Consider the following 19,499-nt stretch of genomic DNA (forward strand, 5'->3'; position numbering starts at 1 on the left):
GTGACGTGCGGTCGGTGAGGAACGCCCGGGGCTACCGCGCGCCGGAGAACGCCGCGAAGTCGGCGTACGACACGTCGGCGTAGGCGCGTGCCCAGTCGAGGATCGCCTCGCCGACCACGCGTCCGCCGCCGATGTAGCCGGCGACCTCGGTGGCGGTGACGCACTGGCTGTGCGCGCGGGCGATCACGGCGGCGCAGGCCTGCGCGTAGGTGACGAAGGGGCCGTCGTCGAGCTCCTCTACCTCGACCCCGCCCTTCATGTCGTGGAACTGCCGCACGTAGTAGTCGGCTGCCGGTCCCCGCAGGTGGCCGAGGAACGGGTCCGACACGGCCTGGAGGATCCGCTGCATCGCGACGACCCGTGCTCCCTCGCCGTGCTCGTCGATGATGTGCTGGAGCCCCGCGGGTTGATCCACCCGTCCGTACTCGACGAGCACGCTCTGCGAGGCCTGCTTCGGTTGCATCAGCAGGGTGCCGCCGGTGCCGTCCTGGAACAGCACCAGGTAGCAGCGCGTACCGACGCTCCCGACCCCGACGACTCGGCGGGCGACGTCACTGACGTCGAAGTGCTCGAACAGCAGCGCGATGTCGGCGCTGGCGTTGCGGCGGTACTGCATGACGAGCTCGTGCACGATCGCGAGCACCTCGGGGCCGACCGGGCTCGTGGTGGGCTCCTGGTGCACGAAGCGGCGGCGGCCCGCGGCATCCGTCTCGGTCAACCGGCGCACGGCGCGCTCGCCCGTGCGGCGCTGGGCCTGCCGCACGGCCCCGCGGATCGCCTTGCGCGCGGCCGGATCGAGCAGCCCGCGCGAGGATTCGACGTCGAAGTGGGTGAAGTAGCGGGCGGTCGGGGTGAGCCGGGTCGCCCGACGGATGCCGCGGACGTACGACGTGACGGCCGCCCGCACCGCCTCGTCGATGACCTCGTCGCTGCGCCCCGTGGCCCGTCCGCCGACGACGATGCTCGCCGCGAGCCGCTTGACGTCCCATTCCCAGGGCGCCCACGCGGCCTCGTCGAAGTCGTTGAGGTCGAACATCAGGCTGCGCTCGGCCGAGGCGTAGAACCCGAAGTTCGACACGTGGGCATCGCCGCAGGACGCGACGAGGATGCCGGAGTGCGGGGCATCCGCGAGGTCGGCCGCCATGAGCGCCGCCGTGCCGCGGTAGAACGCGAAGGGGCTCGCCGCCATGCGTTCGGTGCGCAGCGGCACCAGTTCGGGGATGCGGCTGCGGTTCTGGCGATCGAGGATGCCGAGGGGATCGCGGGGCGTCGTGGCGAGCGCGGCGAGGGCGCGGCGCGGGGTGCGCTTGCGTGAGGCGACGCCCCGATCGCGCAGTGCGTCGCGCGTGATCGGGGGCGTCCAATCCGGGGTCATGGGGTCATTGTGACAGTCCGGCGGTGCATACGCGTGAGAGATTTGAGGGATGATCCGTGCCGCCGACCTCCGAGGGGCGGATGCCGTCGCCGTCGGGCGCCTCGTCGAGGACTACCTCCGTCAGACCGAGAGCGAGAAGGTCGCCCACGGTGCGGCGCCGGCCCCGGCATCCGATGCCCTGCCCGACGCCTACCGCCGCGAGGTCGACGACCCGGCGGATGCCTACGGCGACTGCCGCGTGTTCGTCGCCGAGCTCGACGGCGAGGTGGTCGGGGTGGTGGTGCTGCGACCCGATGCCGAGGGCGTCGAGATCAAGCGGCTCTGGGCATCGCCCGAGGTACGGGGCCGGGGTGTGGGATCGGGGCTGCTCGACGCGGCGATCGCGGCCGGCTCCGGCGACGTGCGCCTGTCGGTCTGGGACTGGCGGGGCGACGTCATCCGCCTCTACGAGTCGCGTGGGTTCGTGCGCGTGCCCTCGTGGGACGCTCGTCCGGCCCTCGTCTGCATGCGCTTCTCTCCTCGTGAGGGGTCGTGACACGCCGCACCGGAACCTCGACGCGCGGCGTGTTCTGACCCCTCGCGGCACGGGAATCGGGCTTTCGGGCCCGCCGCTGCGGTGGCACGATGGCGCCATGGCCACCGTCGACGATGTCCGCGCGATCGCGCTCGCGCTCCCCGGCGCGCTGGAGAGAGTGGGCGGGCATACCGGCGAGCCCGCGTGGCGCGTGTCGTCCGGCCAGTTCGCGTGGGTGCGCGGTCCCCGCGCCACCGATCTCGCCCAGCTCGCCGCACTCGACCGCACCTGGCCCGACGGCGACGTGCTCGGGGTGCGCGTCGACGGCCTCGACGAGAAGGAGGCGTTGCTCGCGGCCGAGCCCATGGCGCTCTTCACCATCCCGCACTTCGACGGCTATCCCGCCGTGCTCGTGCGCCTCGACAGGATCGACGGCGAGCGTCTGGCCGAACTGATCGCGGATGCCTGGCTCACCCGCGCGCCCGCCCGCATCGCCCGCGCGTGGCTGGCCGAGCGCGGCCTGGAGGCCTGACGCGCGCGCGTCAGGCCGGCGGCAACCGCAGCACGTCGGGCGACTCGCCGCCGGTGAGGTCGTCGGCGATGCGGATGCTGCGCGCCAGATCGTCGAGTGCACCGTCGAGGGTGCCGAAGCGCTCGCGCTCGCTGCAGATCGCGGTGAGGGTGACGAGGTGCGTCCCCGTGTCCCACGTGTAGGTCGTGAACGGCGGGGCGCTCGGCGACGGCGGCATCGCGACGACGAGCTTCTCGCCAGCGCCGAGGGCCGTGCGGAACGAGACCGTGTCGTCGTACTCCATCGGCATCGACGCCCGCGCGATGCGCACCTCGGGTGTGAGTTCCTGCGTCGTCGCCATCGCGACGACCAGCTCGGGGTCGGCCTTCCACGTCCACACCAGCACGCGCCCGTCGGCGCGCTTCATGAGCATGGGGGCGGCCTGGCTCATCATCCACGCGCCGAGGCGCGACCCCGGCCGCTCGGTCGCCCCGAGGGCCGCGTTCGCCTGGCCCAGCAGCATCCGGATGGCCGCCTTGCGGTGGCGTCGGCCCTTCCAGCCCAGCGAGTCGGTCACGGGGATCCACAGCGAGGGGTCGGCATCCGCAGTCAGGCGCATGTCTCCACGGTAGACGGTGTTGCCGGGAGGATGCCGGTGGGCCTCGAAGCCCCGCCCAGGGGCCTCGGGTAGAGTTGCCAGCGCCCTCCGGGGCACCCCTGGCCGCGAACCGTAAGGCAGCATGTCTGTTTCTCCCACCGACCCGACCAGCGCACCCGACACCGGGGAGCGACCGCTGCGCATCCTGATCGGCGCCGACACGTTCGCGCCCGACATCAACGGCGCCGCCCGCTTCGCCGAGCGCCTGGCCGCCGGTCTCGTGCAGCGCGGCCACGACGTGCACGTCTCGGCTCCGAACCAGGCGTACCGCCGCTCGAAGCCGCACATCGAGATCATCGAGGGCGAGCGCATGACCCTGCACCGGCTGCCGTCGGTGCGCTGGGCGCCGCACGACTGGCTGCGCTTCGTGTGGCCGTGGCGTTCGAAGCACTGGGCGCGCACCGTGCTCGACCGGGTCAACCCCGATGTCGTGCACATCCAGTCGCACATCGTGATCGGTCGTGGCCTCGCCCGCATCGCGCGCCAGCGCGGCATCCCCGTGATCGCCACGAACCACGTCATGGCCGAGAACATCCTCGAGCACACGACGATGCCGGATGCCGTCAACCGCTTCATCACGAAGCACGCGTGGGCCGACGCCAAGCGCACCTTCGACATGACGCGGGCGGTCACCACGCCCACCCGCCGGGCCGCCGACTTCCTCGAGAGCACGGTCGCGGTGCAGAACGTGATCCCGGTGAGCTGCGGCATCGACCGCTCGCAGTACACCCCGGTGATCGCCCCGCGCGAGAAGAACCGGATCGTGTTCGTCGGGCGTCTCACGGCCGAGAAGCAGATCGACGTCATCCTGCAGGCCATGACCAAGCTCGACCCGGCGCTCGACACCACCTTCGACATCGTCGGCGGAGGCGACCAGCGCAAGCAGCTCGAGAACCTCGCGAACCAGCTCGGCCTCGGCGACCGGGTCACCTTCCACGGGCGCACCTCCGACGACGAGCTGAGGATGCTGCTCTCGCGGGCGAGCCTGTTCGTGATCGCCTCGATCGCCGAACTGCAGTCGATCGCGACGATGGAGGCCATGGCCTCGGCGCTGCCGATCGTCGCCGCGGATGCCGTCGCGCTGCCGCACCTCGTGCACCATGGCGAGAACGGCTACCTGTTCGAGCCCGGCGACGCCGACGCGCTCGCCGCGCGCCTGACCGACGTGCTGACCGCCGAGCCGGCCGAGTACGCGCGCATGCAGCAGGCGTCGCTCGACGGCGTCGCGATCCACGACATCAATCGCACCCTCGACACCTTCGAGGCGCTGTACCGCGACGCCCCTCTGCCCGAGTGACGCGCATGCACGTCGTGTTCTTCGGCGACCAGCACCTCGACTCGCTCGGTGGGGCGCAGGTCTCGATGCGACTGCAGCGGGAGTTCCTCGAACGAGCCGGGCACACGGTCACCGTCGTCGCGCCGCGCATGCACGGGGCGCGGGCGGCGGCCGGGGCGACGGATGCCGCGTACCTCGACCTGCCCTCGATGCCGATCACGCTCGACCGCGAGTACTCGATGACCTGGCCGGGGCGTGCGACCGACCGCTTCCTCGACCGTGCCATGACCACGCGTCCGCCCGTCGATCTCGTGCACGTGCAGGCCGATTTCTGGGGCGCGTTCATCGGTCACCGCTATGCGCAGCGCCACGGCATCCCGGTCGTGCACACGATGCACAATCGCGTCGATGTCGGGATCGCCGCCGTCACCCCGTTGCACCGCCCGGTGCTCGGGGCATTGAACCTGTGGCGCCGCGCGGCGCTGCGCGGGATCGGTCGGCCGGTCGGCGGCGGCGACGGCTGGGCGTTCCTGCGCGGGCTCGCGGCCGGGGCATCCGCCGTCACCGCCCCCTCGACGCACTTCGCCCGCCGCCTCGAGCAGCACGACGTGTTCGATGCGGTCGACGTGATCTGGAACGGCATCGACGACGACGTGCGCGCCGCCGTGCTCGCCGACCGCGCGCATTCGGTTGCTGAGCCTGTCGAAGCACGGATGCCGGGACGCCCGCGGTTCGTGTGGCTCGGCCGCATGAGCCCCGAGAAGCGGCTGCTGCCGTTCCTCAAGGCGTGGAACGCGGCGGGAATCGATGCCGACCTCGAGATCATCGGCGGAGGAGGGCAGCGTGCGGCGGCCGAGAAGCTCGTCGCCGGACGCCCGGGCGTGCGTTTCGCCGGGCGCCTCACCTATCCGCAGACCCTCGCCCGCATCGCCGCGGCCGACGCGCTCGTGCAGACGTCGATCGGCTTCGAGACGCAGGGCATGACCCCGTTCGAGGCCGCGACGCTCGGCACGCCCTCGATCATCAGCGACCCCGACATCGCCGCCGAGCTCGGGGGCGGGTTCTGGGCGGTGGCCGACGCCGACGGTGCGGAGCAGGCGCGCGTCGCGGCGCTCGCCGAGACGCTGCGGGTCGCGGCATCCGATATCTCCGCCGGCACGGCACCCACCCCGCTGCCCGCGGTGGCCGAGGCGTTCCGCCAGTCGTCGCGCACCGCCGCGATGATCGAGGTCTACGAGCGCGTGCTCGCCGAGAACTGATTCGCCGAGACACCACTTCGGCCCCGAGGCATCACGTCAGGCGTGGTGTCTCGGGGCCGAAATGGTGTCTCGACGCGCCCGCTTACAGGAACGCGTAGAACAGGCTGGAGATCCAGCCGAGGATGATGCCCAGCAGCTGCACGCCGCCGACGCCGATCGCGACACCCGCGAAGACCTGGCCGCCGGGGCGCCGCACCGCGATGAGTCCGAGCACGAGGGCAGCCGCGCTGGCGAGGAACGTGACGACCCCGAACAGCAGGGTGAAGATGCCGTAGCCGCCATCGCCGTAGCCCGAGTAGTAACCGATCGACGACAGCAGGAACGGCTGGATCAGCACCTGCAGCGCGCCGATCGCGGCGACCGTGAGAGCGATGATGAACGCGACGCGCGCGAGGGCGTTCGACGAACCGGCGGCACGCGCCGGTGTCGGGTTCGCGCCGTATGCGGGCTGCTGCGTGGCGGAGTAGGAGGCCGCGCCCGGGTGCGGGTAGGCGCCCTGCGGGTCGGCCTGACCGTAGGGCTGCGCCTGCGGCTGGCCGTATGCCGGTGCCTGCTGCGTGGCCTGCGGCTGCCCGTATGCCGGGGCCTGCTGCGGTGCCTGCTGGCCGGACGGCGGCGCGGCCGGGTACTGCGGGTCGGCGGGAAGAGCGGATGCCGCCGGCGGAGCGCTCGGGAACTGCTGCTGCGGCGGGTTCGTGGCGTTCCCGTTCGGGGGCGTGGGGGGAACGGGAGGCAGCTGCGGGTCGCTCATGGCTCCGAGCGTAGTCGCCCGAGCGGCCCGGCGGGGTGAACGGTTCCGGACGGATGACGCTCGGTGTCAGCGGTAGACGTGGCCGGACTCGGCGCGTCGCAGGGGTTCGCGATCGACGACGCGGGTCCAGTCGGTGGGGGTGGCGCGGTATCCGTCACGGCGTAGTTCGACGACCGTGGCGACGAGAGCCCAGAGGGAGAGGGCGGCGAGGAGGATGAGGAGTACCATGGCAGAAACGCTACGGTCGACGTAGATCCGCCACGAGTGGCAGGATGGACGCATATCGTATGAAATCTGCCATTCGGGAGTGCGCATGAAGACAGTCGCCTGCATCGTCCAGGACGGGTTCGCCCCGTTCGAGTTCGGCCTCGCGTGCGAGGCCTTCGGGCTCGACCGATCGAACGACGGCGTTCCGAACTTCGACTTCCGCGTCGTCGCCCCGCGTCCCGGCGTCGTGGCCTCCAAGCTCGGCTTCTCGCTGAACGTCGAGCATGACCTCTCGTTCGCCTACGAGGCCGATCTCGTCGTGTTCTGCCCGGTTCCGCGTGAGTACTGGGACCGCATCGATCCGCTGCTGCTCGACGTCGCCCGCGATGCGGTCGCCCGGGGCGCCTGGGTGCTCACGATCTGCAGCGCCTCGTTCATCCTCGGGGCCGCGGGCGTGCTCGACGGTCGTCGCGCCACCACGCACTGGATGTACTCCGAGATCATGGCCTCGATGTACCCGGAGGTCGAGATCGATCCCGACGTGCTCTTCGTGCAGGACGGTCGCATCATCACCAGCGCCGGCACCGCCGCGGGCATCGACGCGTGCCTGCACCTGCTGCGGCAGGAGCTCGGCGCCGAGCTCACCAACCGCATCGCGCGCCGCATGGTCGTGCCGCCGCAGCGCGACGGCGGCCAGGCGCAGTTCATCGATCGTCCGATCCCGGTCGTGCCGAGCGACTCGCTCGCCGCGGTCGCCGACTGGGCCGTCGAGCATCTGCGCGACGAGCTCGGGGTCGATCAGCTCGCCGCCCGCGCCCTCATGTCGCCGCGCACCTTCGCCCGCCGGTTCAAGGCCGAGTACGGCGCGACTCCGGCGGCCTGGCTCGCGCGCCAGCGCATCATCCACGCCCAGCGGATGCTCGAGCGCACCGACCTCCCGCTCGATCGCATCGCCGACGAGTGCGGGTTCGGCTCGGCGGCCGTGCTGCGTCAGAACTTCGCCCGCGTGCTCGGCCTGACGCCGACCGCCTACCGCGCCCGCTTCTCCTGCGCCGACGACGAGGTGCCGGCCGCCTGAGGTTCCGCGGGGCGCCCTTCGTCTCGTCGCTGCGCTCCTCGCTCAGGGACCGGGTTTCTCCCTCCGGTTCCTGAGCGAGCGAAGCGAGACGAAGGGCCCCGCCAGAGCCCGCGTCAGAGCGCGCGGGTCGTCGACCGCTCGACGAGAGAACAGGGCAGCAGCACGTGCGCGGCATCCTGCTCGGGCGAGGCCAGGCGAGAGAGCAGCAGCTCGACCGCGCCGTGCGCCATGTCGAGGATCGGCTGCCGCACCGTCGTGAGGTCGAACGCCTGCCACGACGACATCGCCACGTCGTCGAAGCCGAGGATCGAGACGTCATCGGGCACGGCGACGCCGAGCGCGGTGGCCGCGTTCAGCGCTCCGAAGGCGACGAGGTCGTTGTGGCAGAAGAGCGCGGTGGGCGGCTCGGGCAGCTGCAACAGGCGGGTCGTGGCGTCGAAGGCGCGTGTGTAGTCGAGGTCGGCGACCTCGAGCAGGTCTTCGTCGAAGGAGACACCGGCGGCGGCGAACTCGAGCAGGAAGCCGCGGTGCCGGTCGTTGACGGATGCCGCGCCCAGGGGTCCCGAGATCACGCCGATGCGCCGGTGGCCGAGGTCGAGCAGGTGCCGGGCGGCGATGCGTCCGCCCTCGAAGTTGTCGGGTGAGATGGAATCGGATGCCGGGGCGGCGCCCGGGCCCATCGTGACCGAGGGCACGCCGAGCGAGACGATGCGCCCCTCGTCGTCGGGGGAGAGCAGCGTGGTGGTGAGGATGACGCCGTCGACGTTGGTCTCCCAGAGCGTGCGTGCGAGATCTTCGGTGGTGTCGGCGCGCCCCGAGAGGATGAGCGTGCGGTAGCCGGCGTGGTTGAGCTCGCCGCTGATGGTGTGCAGCAGTTCGGCGTAGTAGCTGTTGCGCGGGTCACCGAGCACGACGCCGATCGTGTGCGTGCGGCTGGTGACGAGGCTGCGGGCGCTGAGGTTGGGGCGGTAGCCGAGCTTCTCGATCGCCGCCTCGACCTTGGCGCGGATGTCGTCGGACACCCCTTCGCGCCCGTTGACGATGCGCGAGACCGTGGTCTGCGAGACTCCGGCCGCTTTGGCGACATCGATGCTCGTGACACCGCGGGACTTCGGCGGCATGGGATCTCCTCTGGGCGTACCGGGACTCCCATGCTAGACGGCGCGGGGCGGCGATGACTACGCAACCCTCGGTGCGGCCCCTCCCGCGTCGCGCGAACGCGGCCCGGAATGTCGCCGAACGCCGGTCAGGCGTGCCAGTGCGCGGGCGAGGGCAGGGTGTGATCGCGCACGTCCACGCCCGACGGCGCGACGGATGCCGTGGCGTACAGCAGCGACTGAGTGGGGTAGCCGTGCGGGCGGTTGTCGCGGATGATCGCGCGGTCGTCTTCGGGGGAGAGTTCGGCGCTCTCGGCGAGGAGGGCGGTCCACTCGGCCACCCAGTCCGCGCTCTCGGCGGCCGGAGCGAGCGCGCGGAACCGCGGCAGCCAGGTACGGATGCGCGGGGTGACCGCGTCGTCGAGATCGTCGTGGGCGATCATGTGGGTGCCGGCGGCGATGGGCGTGGTGCGCAGCTCGGCGCCGTCCCACGAGAGCACCCGCGCTCCCTCGGGTCCGACCTCGAGCAGGTTGAAGCCGTGCATCGGCAGCGGTCCCTCGGGTGAGCGGCCCGCGACCGACTCGAGGGCGAGCGATCCGCGCGAGACCGCGCGGTCATCGGGCAGCTCCTGCACGTCGGCGCGGTTGAGCAGCACGGCGAGGCGTCGGCGCTGCGGGTCGACCGCGAGCCAGGCGCCGCCCGCACGGCGGTCGCGGATGCCGATCACGCCCGGGTACTGCTCGGGCCACCACGGGCCCAGGGCATCCCAGTCGCGTTGCGGGTCTTCGTCACGCACCGCCAGCAGTCTCACCGACGCGGCATCCTCGACATCGATCACGACCGTGCACACGCTCTCGATCCTATGCGCGCCGTTGGGCGGAGTTCTCGTCGTTGGGCGGACTTTTCGGGGCGAAGCATCCGCCCGACGCGGAGTTCTCCGCCCGTTGGGGAGGAGAACTCTCGCTCCGAGGGGCAGGGAGGGCGGATGCTTCCTGCGGAAGGCGTGCTCTCCTCCGCTGGGGGCCCTTCGTCTCGCTCCGCTCGCTCAGGGGGCGCCGCTCGCTCAGGATCAGGGCCCCGGTTCCTGAGCGAGGAGCGCGGCGACGAGACGAAGGGCGTCCGGGCGGAGTTCTCCCCGTTGGGCGGACTTTCCGGGGCGAAGCATCCGCCCGACGCGGAGTTCTCCGCCCGTTGGGGAGGAGAACTCTCGCTCCGAGGGGCAGGGAGGGCGGATGCTTCCTGCGGAAGGCGTGTTCTCCTCCGCTGGGGGCCCTTCGTCTCGCTCCGCTCGCTCAGGGACCGTTTGGGCTCCGCCCGCGACGGAACCACCTCACTAACGGCGCCCCGCACCCCCGGATGCTGCGGCAGAATCGAAGCGTGAACATCGTCGTCGGAGTCACGGGCGGCATCGCCGCGTACAAGACGGTGCACCTCGTGCGCCTCCTCATCAAGGCCGGTCATGACGTGACCGTCGTGCCCACCGAAGACGCGCTGCGCTTCGTCGGCACCCCCACGTGGGAGGCGATCAGCCGGCATCCCGTCACGACGAGCGTGCACGACGACGTCGCCCGCGTACGTCATGTCGCTCTGGGGCAGGCCGCCGAGCTCGTGATCGTCGCGCCGGCCACCGCGAACACGATCGCGTCGATGACGGCCGGGCTGGCGAGTGACCTGCTCGGCACGACGCTGCTCGCCACCGAGGCTCCCGTGCTGATCGCGCCCGCCATGCACGCCGAGATGTGGCGGCATCCGGCGACGGAGTCGAACATCGCGACCCTCCGCGAGCGAGGAGTGCACCTGGTGGGTCCCGCCGACGGCGAGTTGGCCGGCGGAGACAGCGGGCCGGGGCGGATGTCGGAGCCGGAGGAGATCTTCGCCGCGGCCCAGGCGCTGCTCGCTCCCGGCGATCTCGCGGGCCTTCGTGTCGCCGTCTCGGCGGGCGGCACCCGGGAGCCGATCGACCCCGTGCGCTTCCTCGGCAACCGTTCGAGCGGACGTCAGGGCACCGCGCTCGCCGCGGAGGCCGCCGCCCGCGGTGCCGAGGTCACCCTCGTCGCCGCGCACATCGATGCCGCGATCCTGGCGTCGGCGCGGCATCCGTCGGTCGCGATCGTTCGCGTCGGAACGGCGGCCGAACTCGGGAAGGCGATGAAGGATGCCGCGGCATCGGCGGACGTCGTGATCATGGCCGCCGCGGTCGCCGACTACCGTCCCGTGCGCGCCGCGGACCACAAGCTCACGAAGGAGGAGGGCGTGCTCGATCGCGTCGACCTCGTCGAGAACGAGGACGTCGTGGCCGCGCTCGCCGCTCGTCGCGCCGAAGGCCGCGCCCCCGAGGGGCAGACGATCGTGGCGTTCGCCGCCGAGACGCTGACGGATGCCGAGCAGCGCCGTGAGCGCGCTCGCCGCAAGCGCGAGCGCAAGGGCGTCGACCTGCTGGCGGTGAACCTGGCGGATGCCGAGAACGGCTTCGAGCGCACCGACAACGCGGTCGAGATCATCGGTGAGGGCGGGGCGGTCGTGGCCGAGGCATCCGGGACCAAGCGCGAGGTCGCGGGCGCGATCTGGGATGCGGTGCGGATGCTGCGCTGATGAGGGCATTGTCGATGGGGTGCCGCCCTGCTAAACTTGAGTCAATACAACTCAACTTTTGAGTACTCATCGACCAGAAGGAGTCTCCCAGGAGGGACAGATGACCACCCCGCAGACCGGTTCCCAGAACGACCAGCAGTCCGCACTCGAGCAGTTCGGGATCAACCTCACCGACCGCGCCCGTCAGGGCAAGCTCGACCCCGTGATCGGCCGCGACAGCGAGATCCGCCGCGTGAGCCAGGTGCTCACCCGCCGCACCAAGAACAATCCGGTGCTCATCGGCGAGCCCGGCGTCGGCAAGACCGCCGTCGTCGAGGGCCTCGCCCAGCGCATCGTCGCGGGTGACGTCGCCGAGTCCCTCAAGGACAAGGAGCTGATCACGCTCGACATCTCGGCGCTCGTCGCCGGCGCGATGTACCGCGGGCAGTTCGAGGAGCGGCTGAAGCAGGTCCTCAAGGAGATCACCGAGTCCGACGGGCAGATCATCACGTTCATCGACGAGCTGCACGTGCTCATGGGCGCGGGCGGCGGGGAGGGCTCGGTCGCGGCATCCAACATGCTCAAGCCGATGCTCGCCCGGGGAGAGCTGCGTCTCATCGGCGCCACCACGCTCAACGAGTACCGCGAGTTCATCGAGAAGGATGCCGCGCTCGAGCGCCGCTTCCAGCAGGTCTACGTCGGCGAGCCGACCGTCGAAGACACGATCGCCATCCTCCGCGGGCTCAAGGAGCGCTACGAGGCGCACCACAAGGTCGCCATCTCCGATGGTGCGCTCGTGGCGGCGGCATCCCTGTCGAACCGGTACCTGCCCGCGCGGCAGCTGCCCGATAAGGCGATCGACCTGATCGACGAGGCCGCCTCGCGGCTGCGCATGGAGATCGACTCGGCCCCGGTCGAGATCGACGAGCTGCGCCGACACGTCGACCGCCTCAAGCTCGAAGAGCTCGCGCTCAAGAAGGAGAAGGACCCGGCCTCGAAGGAGCGCCTCGCGACCCTCCGCGCCGACCTCGCCACCGAACAGGCCAAGCTCGGCGAGCTGCAGGCCCGGTGGGAGCGTGAACGCGCATCGCTCAACCGCGTCGGCGACCTGAAGACGCGCCTGGATGCTGCCCGCAGCGACGCCGAGCGCGCGCAGCGCGAGGGCAACCTCGAGCGCGCCTCCCGGCTGCTCTACGCCGAGATCCCGGCGCTCGAGCGCGAGGTCATGGAGGCTGAGCGGTCGGAGTCCGTCGACTCCGACGGCGAGCGGCGCATGGTCAACGAGCAGGTCACCGATGAAGACATCGCCGGCGTCATCGCCGCGTGGACCGGCATCCCCGTCGGCCGCCTGCTGCAGGGCGAGACCGAGAAGCTGCTGCACCTCGAGTCCGAGCTGGGCAAGCGCCTGATCGGACAGAAGGATGCCGTCAAGGCCGTGTCGGATGCCGTGCGCCGCTCGCGCGCGGGCATCAGCGATCCCGGTCGCCCCACCGGTTCGTTCCTGTTCCTCGGGCCGACCGGTGTCGGAAAGACCGAGCTCGCGAAGGCGCTCGCCCAGTTCCTCTTCGACGACGAGCACGCCATGGTGCGCATCGACATGTCGGAGTACGGCGAGAAGCACTCCGTGTCGCGTCTCGTCGGAGCCCCTCCCGGGTACGTCGGATACGAGCAGGGCGGTCAGCTGACCGAGGCCGTGCGTCGTCGCCCGTACAGCGTGATCCTGCTCGACGAGGTCGAGAAGGCGCACCCCGAGGTGTTCGACGTGCTGCTGCAGGTGCTCGACGACGGCCGCCTCACCGACGGGCAGGGCCGCACGGTCGACTTCTCGAACGTGATCCTGATCCTGACGTCGAACATCGGCTCGCCGATCCTCATCGACCCGGTCCTCTCGGTCGACCAGAAGCGCGAGCAGGTGATGGCGCTCGTGCAGCAGGCGTTCCGGCCCGAGTTCCTCAACCGTCTCGACGACATCGTGATGTTCCAGGCGCTCAGCGAAGACGACCTCGCGCAGATCGTGGAGCTGTCGATCGATCAGCTGCACACGCGGTTGCACGATCGCCGGCTCACCCTCGCGGTCACGCCCGACGCGCGATCGTGGCTCGCCGAGCGCGGGTACGACCCGGTGTTCGGTGCGCGCCCGCTGCGCCGCCTCATCCAGAGCGAGGTGCAGAACAAGCTGGCGACCGCGCTGCTCTCGGGCGGTGTGCGTGACGGCGACACGGTGCGCGTCGACGTCGCGGCCGACGGCACGGGTCTCGTGCTCACGGCCGAGGCTCCGGCATCCGTTCCCGACGACGATGACGACGTGATCGAGGCCGAACTCCTCGACGACTGAGGAGCGCGGCCCTTCGTCTCGCTGCGCTCGCTCAGGAACCGGTTACTCGGTTCCTGAGCGAGGAGCGCAGCGACGAGACGAAGGGGCTGCCCGCGCTACTTCAGCCGTTCGCTGCGGATCCCGCCCAGAGCGTCCTTCTCGAGCCCCTGCCCGATGATCGAGTGCCGTCGCGAGTAGGCGAAGTAGATGATCATGCCGATCGCGAGCCAGATCGCGAATCGCACCCAGGTCTCGGTGCTGAGGTTGAGCATCAGCCAGAAGCAGGCGAGCGCCGAGATCCACGGCAGCCACGGCGAGAGCGGAACCATGAACGGCCGCTCGAGGTCGGGGCGGGTCTTGCGCAGGATCGGCACACCGATGCTCACGAGCACGAACGCCGACAGGGTGCCGATGTTGATCATGTCGCCGAGCACCTGCACGTCGAAGAACCCGGCGATGATCGCGATGATCACACCGACGATCAGCTGGATGCGGATCGGGGTGCCGCGCTTCTTGTCGGTGACGCTGAGGGCGCGGGGCAGCAGGCCGTCACGGCTCATCGCGAACACCACGCGCGCGAGGCCCATGAGCAGCACCATCACGACGGTGGTCAGGCCGACCAGACTGCCGATCGCGATGACCTGCGCCGCCCAGGTCGCGCCGACGAGTTCGAAGGCGCTCGACAGCGAGGGCTCGTCGAGCTTCGCGAGCTCGGTGTACGAGACCATTCCGGTGATGACGATCGCGACGAGCACGTAGAGCACGGTCACGATGATGAGGCCCAGGATGATGCCGCGGGGAACCGTGCGCTTCGGGTCCTTGGTCTCCTCGGCGCTGGTGGCGACGACGTCGAAACCGATGAACGCGAAGAAGACCAGTGCGGCGCCCGAGAGGATGCCGAACACGCCGTACATCGTCGGGTCGGAGCCGGTCATGAACGAGAACAGCGACTGGGTCCAGGCGCTCTCCGACGCCACCCCCTCCTGCGCCGGGGGAACGAACGGCGAGTAGTTCGCACCGTTCACGAAGAAGAGTCCGACGACGATCACGAACAGCACGATCGCGACCTTGATGACCGTGAAGACGCTGTTGACGCGGCTCGACAGGCGCGTGCCGAGTGCGAGCAGCAGGGTGAAGATCGCGACGATGACGACGGGACCCCAGTCGAAGCTGACGCCGCCGAGCTGCACCGACATCGGGATGTCGAGGTCGAACAGCGAGACGGTGTCGCCGAGGTACACACCCCAGTACTTCGCGATGACGGCAGAGGCCATGAGCATCTCGAGGATGAGGTCCCAGCCGATGATCCAGGCGAGGAACTCGCCGAGCGTCGAGTACGTGAACGTGTAGGCGGAGCCGGCGACCGGGATCGACGACGCGAACTCGGCGTAGCAGAGGATCGCGAGACCGCACACGGCGGCGGCGATGATGAACGAGATGATGACGGCCGGGCCGGCGTGACGGGCGGATGCCTCGGCTCCGACCGAGAAGATGCCGGCGCCGACCGCGACGGCGACGCCCATGACCGCGAGGTCCCAGACGCCGAGCGAGCGTTTGAGGGAGCGTTTCTCGTCCTGCGTCTCCGCCATCGACTGCTCGACCGACTTCACTCTGCGCTGAATCGCCATGCCGACGATTGTAGGTCGCGGTCGTCGCGCTGCACCCCTTACGAAACAGAACGCTCCCGTCGCACTTCCTGTCGGAATGACCGGGTCAGACCGACAGGAAGTGCGACGGGAGCGAAGGATTCCGAGCGGATGCCGGAACGGAGGGGTGGGATCAGGCGCTGAGGATGACCGTCTCGGCGATCGGGCGGCGCACGCGCGGTGCGGTCTCGCGCTGCTGCAGCACCTCGGGGAGGGCGGTCACGTCGCCGAACTCGCCGACGGCGAAGACCGTGACGGCCGAGAAACGGGGCTCGAGGTCGGCGAACTCGCGCACGGCCTCCGGGTCGAATCCGCTCATCTGGTGCACGAGGAGTCCCTCGTGGTGAGCCTGCACCGAGAAGTGCGCGACGGCCTGGCCGAGGTCGTAGAGGGCGTGGGTGATCGGCGTGCCGTCTTCGGTGGCGGTCTCGGCGACGGCGACGACGAGGACGGCGGCGTTCACGGCCCAAGCCTGGTTGAAGCCGACGAGCGCGTCGACGACCTGTGCGTGCAGAGCCGTTCCGCGGCGGGCGACGATGAAGCGCCACGGCTGCGAGTTGTTGGCCGAGGGCGTCCAGCGGGCGGCTTCGAGGGAGGCGGCCAGCTTGGCCTCGTCGATCGCGTTCTCGGCGTCGAAGGCGCGGGGGCTCCAGCGCTCGGCGAGCACCTCGAGGACGGGGTGCTCGGTGGGTGCGGTGCGGACGAGGGTGGGAATGCTCACGGTTGTGCCTTTCAGACGGGGTGCCGATCGGACTCCGTCGTCCGCCTACGCGTGTCTGAACGCATGTGCCCGCATGGATATTCCTGTGGATGTGCGGGTTTCGTCGTGTGACGCGAAAGAGGGACGGATGCCGTTGCCCCGGCATCCGTCCCTCTCGCCCAGCGCGCCTCAGCCGCGCAGCGCCTCGGTGAGCTTGACCCGCGAGCCCATGCGCAGCAGCGAGTTCTCGTAGATCTTCGCGCCGATCGCGATCGCGGCGATGCAGCTCACCAGCAGGATCGCCAGCGACAGGATCGGCTCCCACCACTGCGCCTCGCCGACGAACAGGCGCATCGGCATCCCGACCGGGGCCGAGAACGGCACGTACGACATGATCGTCAGCACCAGCGCGTTGTCGTTGAAGACGATGACGAGGATGTACGGCGCCATGATGAGCATCGTGATCGGGGTCGTGGTGGCACCGATGTCCTCCTGGCGCGACACCATCGAGGCCGCCGCGGCGAACAGCGAGGCCAGCAGCACGAAGCCGAAGAGGAAGAACACCGCGAACCACAGGATCGGGCCGCCGAGCAGCGTCAGCACGTCTCTCTGCCCGGTGACGATGAGTCCGACGGTGGCGATCGCGGCGAGGCCGACGATCTGCGCCATCGCGAGGATCGTGTTGCCGATGACCTTTCCGGCGAGGAGGGTGCGGGCGGGGATCGCCGACAGCAGCAGCTCGACCACGCGGGTCTGCTTCTCTTCGACGACGCTCTGCGCGATCGTGCCGCCGAAGGTCGACGCCGCCATGAGGAAGACGATGCCGAAGGCGAGCGCGATGAAGTACCGCAGCAGCGGGTTGGTGGTCGCGGGTTCGAGGATCTGCACCTCGGGCGTCTGCGAGAGGCCGCTGACGAGCGAGCTCGGGGCGTCCTTCAGCGCGATGACGGTGTACCCGGTGGGCCCGCCGCTCGAGACGACCGCCGCGTCGACCTTCTCTTCGCGCACGAGCTGCTCGGCGGCCGCGTCGTCGGCGACCTCGGTCACCTCGACGTCGGGCAGTGCCGACACCGCGGATGCCGTCTCGGAGGTCGCGGCGACCGGGGTCTTGTCGGTGCCGCTGTTGTTGCTGGCGAACCCGCCGATCAGCACGCCGGCGAGGGCGATGAGCATGAGGATGACGGTCGAGATGACGAACGCCTTGCTGCGCAGCTTCGAACCGATCTCGCGCTCGGCGACGAGCCAGATCCCGCTGGAGCTGCGGATGGGGGAGCCTCCCCCGGGAGTCGACGTGGTCACTGGATGACCTCCTTGAAGATCTGGGCGAGGGACGGATGCTTGGGGGCGAAGCTCGCGACGTCGCCGTGGGCGACGGCGGTGCGCAGCACGCGCTGCGCGGTCTCCGCGCCGTCGGTGTCGAACAGGGCGTAGCCGCCCTCGAAGTCGACGACGGTGACGCCCGGTTCGGTGCGCAGCCATCCGGCGTCACCCGCCGAGACCAGCTCGTAGCGGCTGCCGGCGTGCTGGGCGCGGAGCCCGTCGCGGGAGCCGGCGGCGCGGATCGTGCCCCCGGCGAGGATCACGAGGTCGTCGCAGAGGCGCTCGACGACGTCGAGCTGGTGCGAGGAGAACAGGATGGATGCGCCCTGGGCGGCGGTGGCCTGCAGCGTCGAGGCGACGACGTCGACCGCGAGCGGGTCGAGACCCGAGAACGGCTCGTCGAGGATGAGCACCTTCGGGTCGTGCACGAGGGCCGCGGCGATCTGCGCACGCTGCTGGTTCCCCAGCGACAGCGACTCGATCGTGTCGTTCAGGCGCTCGCCGAGGCCGAGGTCGGTGAGGATCGCGGTGGCGCGGGTGGCGGCATCCGTCTTGCTGAATCCGTGCAGCCGGGCGAGGTAGACGATCTGCTCGAGCACCTTCATCTTGGGGTAGAGGCCGCGCTCCTCGGGCATGTACCCGAAGTTGCGGCGGTCGTCGCCGGTGACGGCCGTGCCGTCGAGGGTGACGGTACCGGAGTCCGACGAGAGGAGTCCGAGCACGATGCGCATGGTCGTGGTCTTGCCCGCACCGTTGCCGCCCACGAAGCCGGTGAGCCGGCCGGGGGCGACGTCGAACGAGACGTCGTCGAGCACGCGCCGCGAGCCGTAGCTCTTGGTGATGCCGTGGAGTTCGAGCTTTCCTGAGGTCATGCCTCCACGTTAGGGACGGGGCCGATGCCACGGCATCCCCCCTGTGGGGGATTGTCGGGCATCCACCGCGCGGATGATCGGCCTGCGCTACCGCCGCGCGCTGTGCAGAACCGTGCGCACGACGAGTCCGGCCACCAGCGCCCAGAACGCGGCGCTGACGCCGAGCACGGAGATGCCGGATGCCGCGACGAGGAAGGTGACCACGGCCGGCAGCCGCTCGCCCGGATCGTCGATGGCCTGCTGCACGGCCGAGCCGAAGGCCGCGAAGAGGGCGAGCCCCGCGACGGCGGGGATGACGGCGGCGGGCGCGAGCAGTACGAGGGCCGCGAACGCGGCGGAGGCGGCACCGAGCACGAGATACGAGGCCCCGGTCGAGACGCCGGCGACCCAGCGGCGCTTCGGGTCGGGGTCTGCGTCGGGAGAGGCGGCGAGGGCGGCGCTGATCGCGGCGAGGTTGATCGCGTGCCCGCCCGCGGGAGCGCCGATCGCCGTGCCGAGTCCGGTGACGAGCATCGCCGGCCGCCACGGCACCTCGTAGCCGAAGCTGCGCATGATCGCGACGCCCGGAACGTTCTGCGACGCCATCGTGACGATGAAGAGGGGCAGCGCCAGGCCCACGATCGCGCCGACGGTGAAGGTGGGGGCGGTGAGTTCGACGCGGGGGAGCAGGATGCCCGGATCGATCGCCGTGCCCTGACGCACGAGGTCGACGGCCACGACCACCGCCGCGGCGAGGAACGCGACCGGAACCGCCCAGCGCGGCGCGAGCCGGGCGACGATCAGCCAGGTCACCACGACCGGCACGACGCCCCAGGGGTTCTCGACGATTCCGGTGATCGGGGCGAGGCAGAGCGGCAGCAGCACACCCGCGAGCATCGCCTGCGCGATCGACGCGGGGATACGCGCGATGAATCCGCCGAGGGCCGGCCACAGTGCGGTGAGCAGGATGAGCGCCGCCGTGACGAGGAACGCTCCGACGGCGGCGGGCCAGCCGCCCTCGATGGCGCCCGCCGTGGTGCCGGTCGCGGCGAGCAGGGCGGCGCCGGGCGTCGACCACGCGACGGTGATCGGCATCCGATAGCGCCAGGCGAGCACGATGCACGCGAGTCCCATGGTGAGGCTGGCGGCGAGCAGGCCGCTGGCGGCCTGGGCGGCGGATGCTCCTACCGCCGAGAGCCCGGTGAGCACGACCGCGAACGAGCTGGTGAAGCCGACGAGCGCCGTGACGACGCCCGCGAGGATCGGGCGCGAGAGCGGGGCAGGGGGCGCGGCGGATGCTGCGGACGCGGCGGCGGACATGGATCCGAGGCTATCGCCCGACGCCGACACGCGCCGTCGTCAGGAGGATG

At 70.7% G+C, this 19,499-nt stretch carries 18 protein-coding genes; 7 read left to right on the forward strand and 11 right to left on the reverse strand.

Going from position 1 to position 19,499, the window contains the following annotated elements; translation table 11 throughout:
• Window positions 1–31: 31 nt before the first annotated feature.
• A complete protein-coding gene (locus ACI2JZ_RS08560; protein WP_404597212.1) occupies window positions 32–1,375 on the reverse strand; it encodes a DUF2252 domain-containing protein in 1,344 nt (447 codons plus the stop codon).
• Window positions 1,376–1,424: 49 nt separating this feature from the next.
• Between ACI2JZ_RS08560 and ACI2JZ_RS08565 the strand changes: the two genes are divergently transcribed.
• Entirely contained in the window at window positions 1,425–1,910 is a 486-nt protein-coding gene (locus ACI2JZ_RS08565) for a GNAT family N-acetyltransferase (protein ID WP_247624352.1), read from the forward strand.
• A gap of 97 nt (window positions 1,911–2,007) precedes the next feature.
• On the forward strand, window positions 2,008–2,421 hold the full coding sequence (locus ACI2JZ_RS08570; protein ID WP_404597213.1) for an MmcQ/YjbR family DNA-binding protein: 414 nt from the start codon (window positions 2,008–2,010) through the stop codon (window positions 2,419–2,421).
• A gap of 10 nt (window positions 2,422–2,431) precedes the next feature.
• Here ACI2JZ_RS08570 and ACI2JZ_RS08575 read toward each other — a convergent pair whose 3' ends face one another.
• Entirely contained in the window at window positions 2,432–3,019 is a 588-nt protein-coding gene (locus ACI2JZ_RS08575; protein ID WP_247624354.1) for a hypothetical protein, read from the reverse strand.
• 121 nt (window positions 3,020–3,140) lie between these two features.
• Here ACI2JZ_RS08575 and ACI2JZ_RS08580 point away from each other — a divergent pair, with 121 nt between their 5' ends.
• Window positions 3,141–4,355, forward strand: coding sequence for a glycosyltransferase (locus ACI2JZ_RS08580; protein WP_247624355.1), 1,215 nt, complete (start codon window positions 3,141–3,143; stop codon window positions 4,353–4,355).
• A gap of 5 nt (window positions 4,356–4,360) precedes the next feature.
• Window positions 4,361–5,593, forward strand: a complete 1,233-nt coding sequence (locus tag ACI2JZ_RS08585) for a glycosyltransferase family 4 protein (RefSeq protein ID WP_404597214.1) — start codon at window positions 4,361–4,363, stop codon at window positions 5,591–5,593.
• A gap of 82 nt (window positions 5,594–5,675) precedes the next feature.
• Here ACI2JZ_RS08585 and ACI2JZ_RS08590 read toward each other — a convergent pair whose 3' ends face one another.
• Window positions 5,676–6,344: a hypothetical protein gene (locus ACI2JZ_RS08590; RefSeq protein WP_404597215.1), complete on the reverse strand. Its 669-nt coding sequence runs from the start codon at window positions 6,342–6,344 to the stop codon at window positions 5,676–5,678.
• A 66-nt stretch (window positions 6,345–6,410) separates the two neighbouring features.
• Window positions 6,411–6,572, reverse strand: a complete 162-nt coding sequence (locus ACI2JZ_RS08595) for a hypothetical protein (protein ID WP_336641609.1) — start codon at window positions 6,570–6,572, stop codon at window positions 6,411–6,413.
• An 85-nt stretch (window positions 6,573–6,657) separates the two neighbouring features.
• On the opposite strand from ACI2JZ_RS08595, the gene ACI2JZ_RS08600 reads away from it, so the two are divergent.
• Window positions 6,658–7,629, forward strand: a complete 972-nt coding sequence (locus tag ACI2JZ_RS08600) for a GlxA family transcriptional regulator (protein ID WP_404597216.1) — start codon at window positions 6,658–6,660, stop codon at window positions 7,627–7,629.
• 113 nt (window positions 7,630–7,742) lie between these two features.
• On the opposite strand, the gene ACI2JZ_RS08605 is transcribed toward ACI2JZ_RS08600, so the two are convergent.
• Together ACI2JZ_RS08605 and ACI2JZ_RS08610 are read right to left on the reverse strand one after the other, a co-directional pair.
• Entirely contained in the window at window positions 7,743–8,750 is a 1,008-nt protein-coding gene (locus tag ACI2JZ_RS08605; RefSeq protein WP_404597217.1) for a LacI family DNA-binding transcriptional regulator, read from the reverse strand.
• A 125-nt stretch (window positions 8,751–8,875) separates the two neighbouring features.
• Entirely contained in the window at window positions 8,876–9,577 is a 702-nt protein-coding gene (locus ACI2JZ_RS08610) for an NRDE family protein (protein WP_404597218.1), read from the reverse strand.
• Between the two features lie 527 nt (window positions 9,578–10,104).
• On the opposite strand from ACI2JZ_RS08610, the gene coaBC reads away from it, so the two are divergent.
• Both coaBC and ACI2JZ_RS08620 read left to right on the forward strand, forming a co-directional pair.
• Window positions 10,105–11,319, forward strand: a complete 1,215-nt coding sequence (gene coaBC, locus ACI2JZ_RS08615; RefSeq protein WP_404597219.1) for a bifunctional phosphopantothenoylcysteine decarboxylase/phosphopantothenate--cysteine ligase CoaBC — start codon at window positions 10,105–10,107, stop codon at window positions 11,317–11,319.
• A 100-nt stretch (window positions 11,320–11,419) separates the two neighbouring features.
• Window positions 11,420–13,633 (forward strand): ATP-dependent Clp protease ATP-binding subunit, encoded by a 2,214-nt coding sequence (locus ACI2JZ_RS08620; RefSeq protein ID WP_247633688.1) that lies wholly within the window; start codon window positions 11,420–11,422, stop codon window positions 13,631–13,633.
• A 95-nt stretch (window positions 13,634–13,728) separates the two neighbouring features.
• Here the strand turns inward: ACI2JZ_RS08620 and ACI2JZ_RS08625 are convergent, their stop codons facing one another.
• The 5 genes from ACI2JZ_RS08625 to ACI2JZ_RS08645 form a co-directional block, all read right to left on the reverse strand.
• Window positions 13,729–15,240, reverse strand: a complete 1,512-nt coding sequence (locus ACI2JZ_RS08625; protein ID WP_404597220.1) for an APC family permease — start codon at window positions 15,238–15,240, stop codon at window positions 13,729–13,731.
• Between the two features lie 151 nt (window positions 15,241–15,391).
• Window positions 15,392–15,979 carry a nitroreductase family protein gene (locus tag ACI2JZ_RS08630; RefSeq protein WP_247624364.1) on the reverse strand — a complete coding sequence of 196 codons (588 nt, stop codon included), beginning with the start codon at window positions 15,977–15,979 and terminating at the stop codon, window positions 15,392–15,394.
• A 168-nt stretch (window positions 15,980–16,147) separates the two neighbouring features.
• Window positions 16,148–17,257, reverse strand: a complete 1,110-nt coding sequence (locus ACI2JZ_RS08635; RefSeq protein ID WP_247624365.1) for an ABC transporter permease — start codon at window positions 17,255–17,257, stop codon at window positions 16,148–16,150.
• The gene (locus ACI2JZ_RS08640; protein WP_247624366.1) at window positions 17,254–18,150 is read right to left on the reverse strand and encodes an ABC transporter ATP-binding protein; all 897 of its coding nucleotides are present in this window, start codon (window positions 18,148–18,150) and stop codon (window positions 17,254–17,256) included. Before ACI2JZ_RS08640 ends, ACI2JZ_RS08635 begins: the two co-directional genes overlap by 4 nt.
• Window positions 18,151–18,237: 87 nt before the next feature.
• Window positions 18,238–19,449 carry a benzoate/H(+) symporter BenE family transporter gene (locus tag ACI2JZ_RS08645; RefSeq protein WP_404597221.1) on the reverse strand — a complete coding sequence of 404 codons (1,212 nt, stop codon included), beginning with the start codon at window positions 19,447–19,449 and terminating at the stop codon, window positions 18,238–18,240.
• Between the last annotated feature and the right edge of the window lie 50 nt (window positions 19,450–19,499).

The sequence above is a fragment of the Microbacterium sp. NPDC087868 genome, assembly GCF_044900755.1.
Lineage (GTDB): Bacteria > Actinomycetota > Actinomycetes > Actinomycetales > Microbacteriaceae > Microbacterium > Microbacterium galbinum.

What these genes read in the sequence shown, in the direction of transcription:
- ACI2JZ_RS08560 (WP_404597212.1), bottom strand. Translation starts at nt 1,375, where the DNA reads ATGACCCCGGATTGGACGCCCCCGATCACGCGCGACGCACTGCGCGAT.
- ACI2JZ_RS08565 (WP_247624352.1), top strand. Translation starts at nt 1,425, where the DNA reads ATGATCCGTGCCGCCGACCTCCGAGGGGCGGATGCCGTCGCCGTCGGG.
- ACI2JZ_RS08570 (WP_404597213.1), top strand. Translation starts at nt 2,008, where the DNA reads ATGGCCACCGTCGACGATGTCCGCGCGATCGCGCTCGCGCTCCCCGGC.
- ACI2JZ_RS08575 (WP_247624354.1), bottom strand. Translation starts at nt 3,019, where the DNA reads ATGCGCCTGACTGCGGATGCCGACCCCTCGCTGTGGATCCCCGTGACC.
- ACI2JZ_RS08580 (WP_247624355.1), top strand. Translation starts at nt 3,141, where the DNA reads ATGTCTGTTTCTCCCACCGACCCGACCAGCGCACCCGACACCGGGGAG.
- ACI2JZ_RS08585 (WP_404597214.1), top strand. Translation starts at nt 4,361, where the DNA reads ATGCACGTCGTGTTCTTCGGCGACCAGCACCTCGACTCGCTCGGTGGG.
- ACI2JZ_RS08590 (WP_404597215.1), bottom strand. Translation starts at nt 6,344, where the DNA reads ATGAGCGACCCGCAGCTGCCTCCCGTTCCCCCCACGCCCCCGAACGGG.
- ACI2JZ_RS08595 (WP_336641609.1), bottom strand. Translation starts at nt 6,572, where the DNA reads ATGGTACTCCTCATCCTCCTCGCCGCCCTCTCCCTCTGGGCTCTCGTC.
- ACI2JZ_RS08600 (WP_404597216.1), top strand. Translation starts at nt 6,658, where the DNA reads ATGAAGACAGTCGCCTGCATCGTCCAGGACGGGTTCGCCCCGTTCGAG.
- ACI2JZ_RS08605 (WP_404597217.1), bottom strand. Translation starts at nt 8,750, where the DNA reads ATGCCGCCGAAGTCCCGCGGTGTCACGAGCATCGATGTCGCCAAAGCG.
- ACI2JZ_RS08620 (WP_247633688.1), top strand. Translation starts at nt 11,420, where the DNA reads ATGACCACCCCGCAGACCGGTTCCCAGAACGACCAGCAGTCCGCACTC.
- ACI2JZ_RS08625 (WP_404597220.1), bottom strand. Translation starts at nt 15,240, where the DNA reads ATGGCGATTCAGCGCAGAGTGAAGTCGGTCGAGCAGTCGATGGCGGAG.
- ACI2JZ_RS08640 (WP_247624366.1), bottom strand. Translation starts at nt 18,150, where the DNA reads ATGACCTCAGGAAAGCTCGAACTCCACGGCATCACCAAGAGCTACGGC.
- ACI2JZ_RS08645 (WP_404597221.1), bottom strand. Translation starts at nt 19,449, where the DNA reads ATGTCCGCCGCCGCGTCCGCAGCATCCGCCGCGCCCCCTGCCCCGCTC.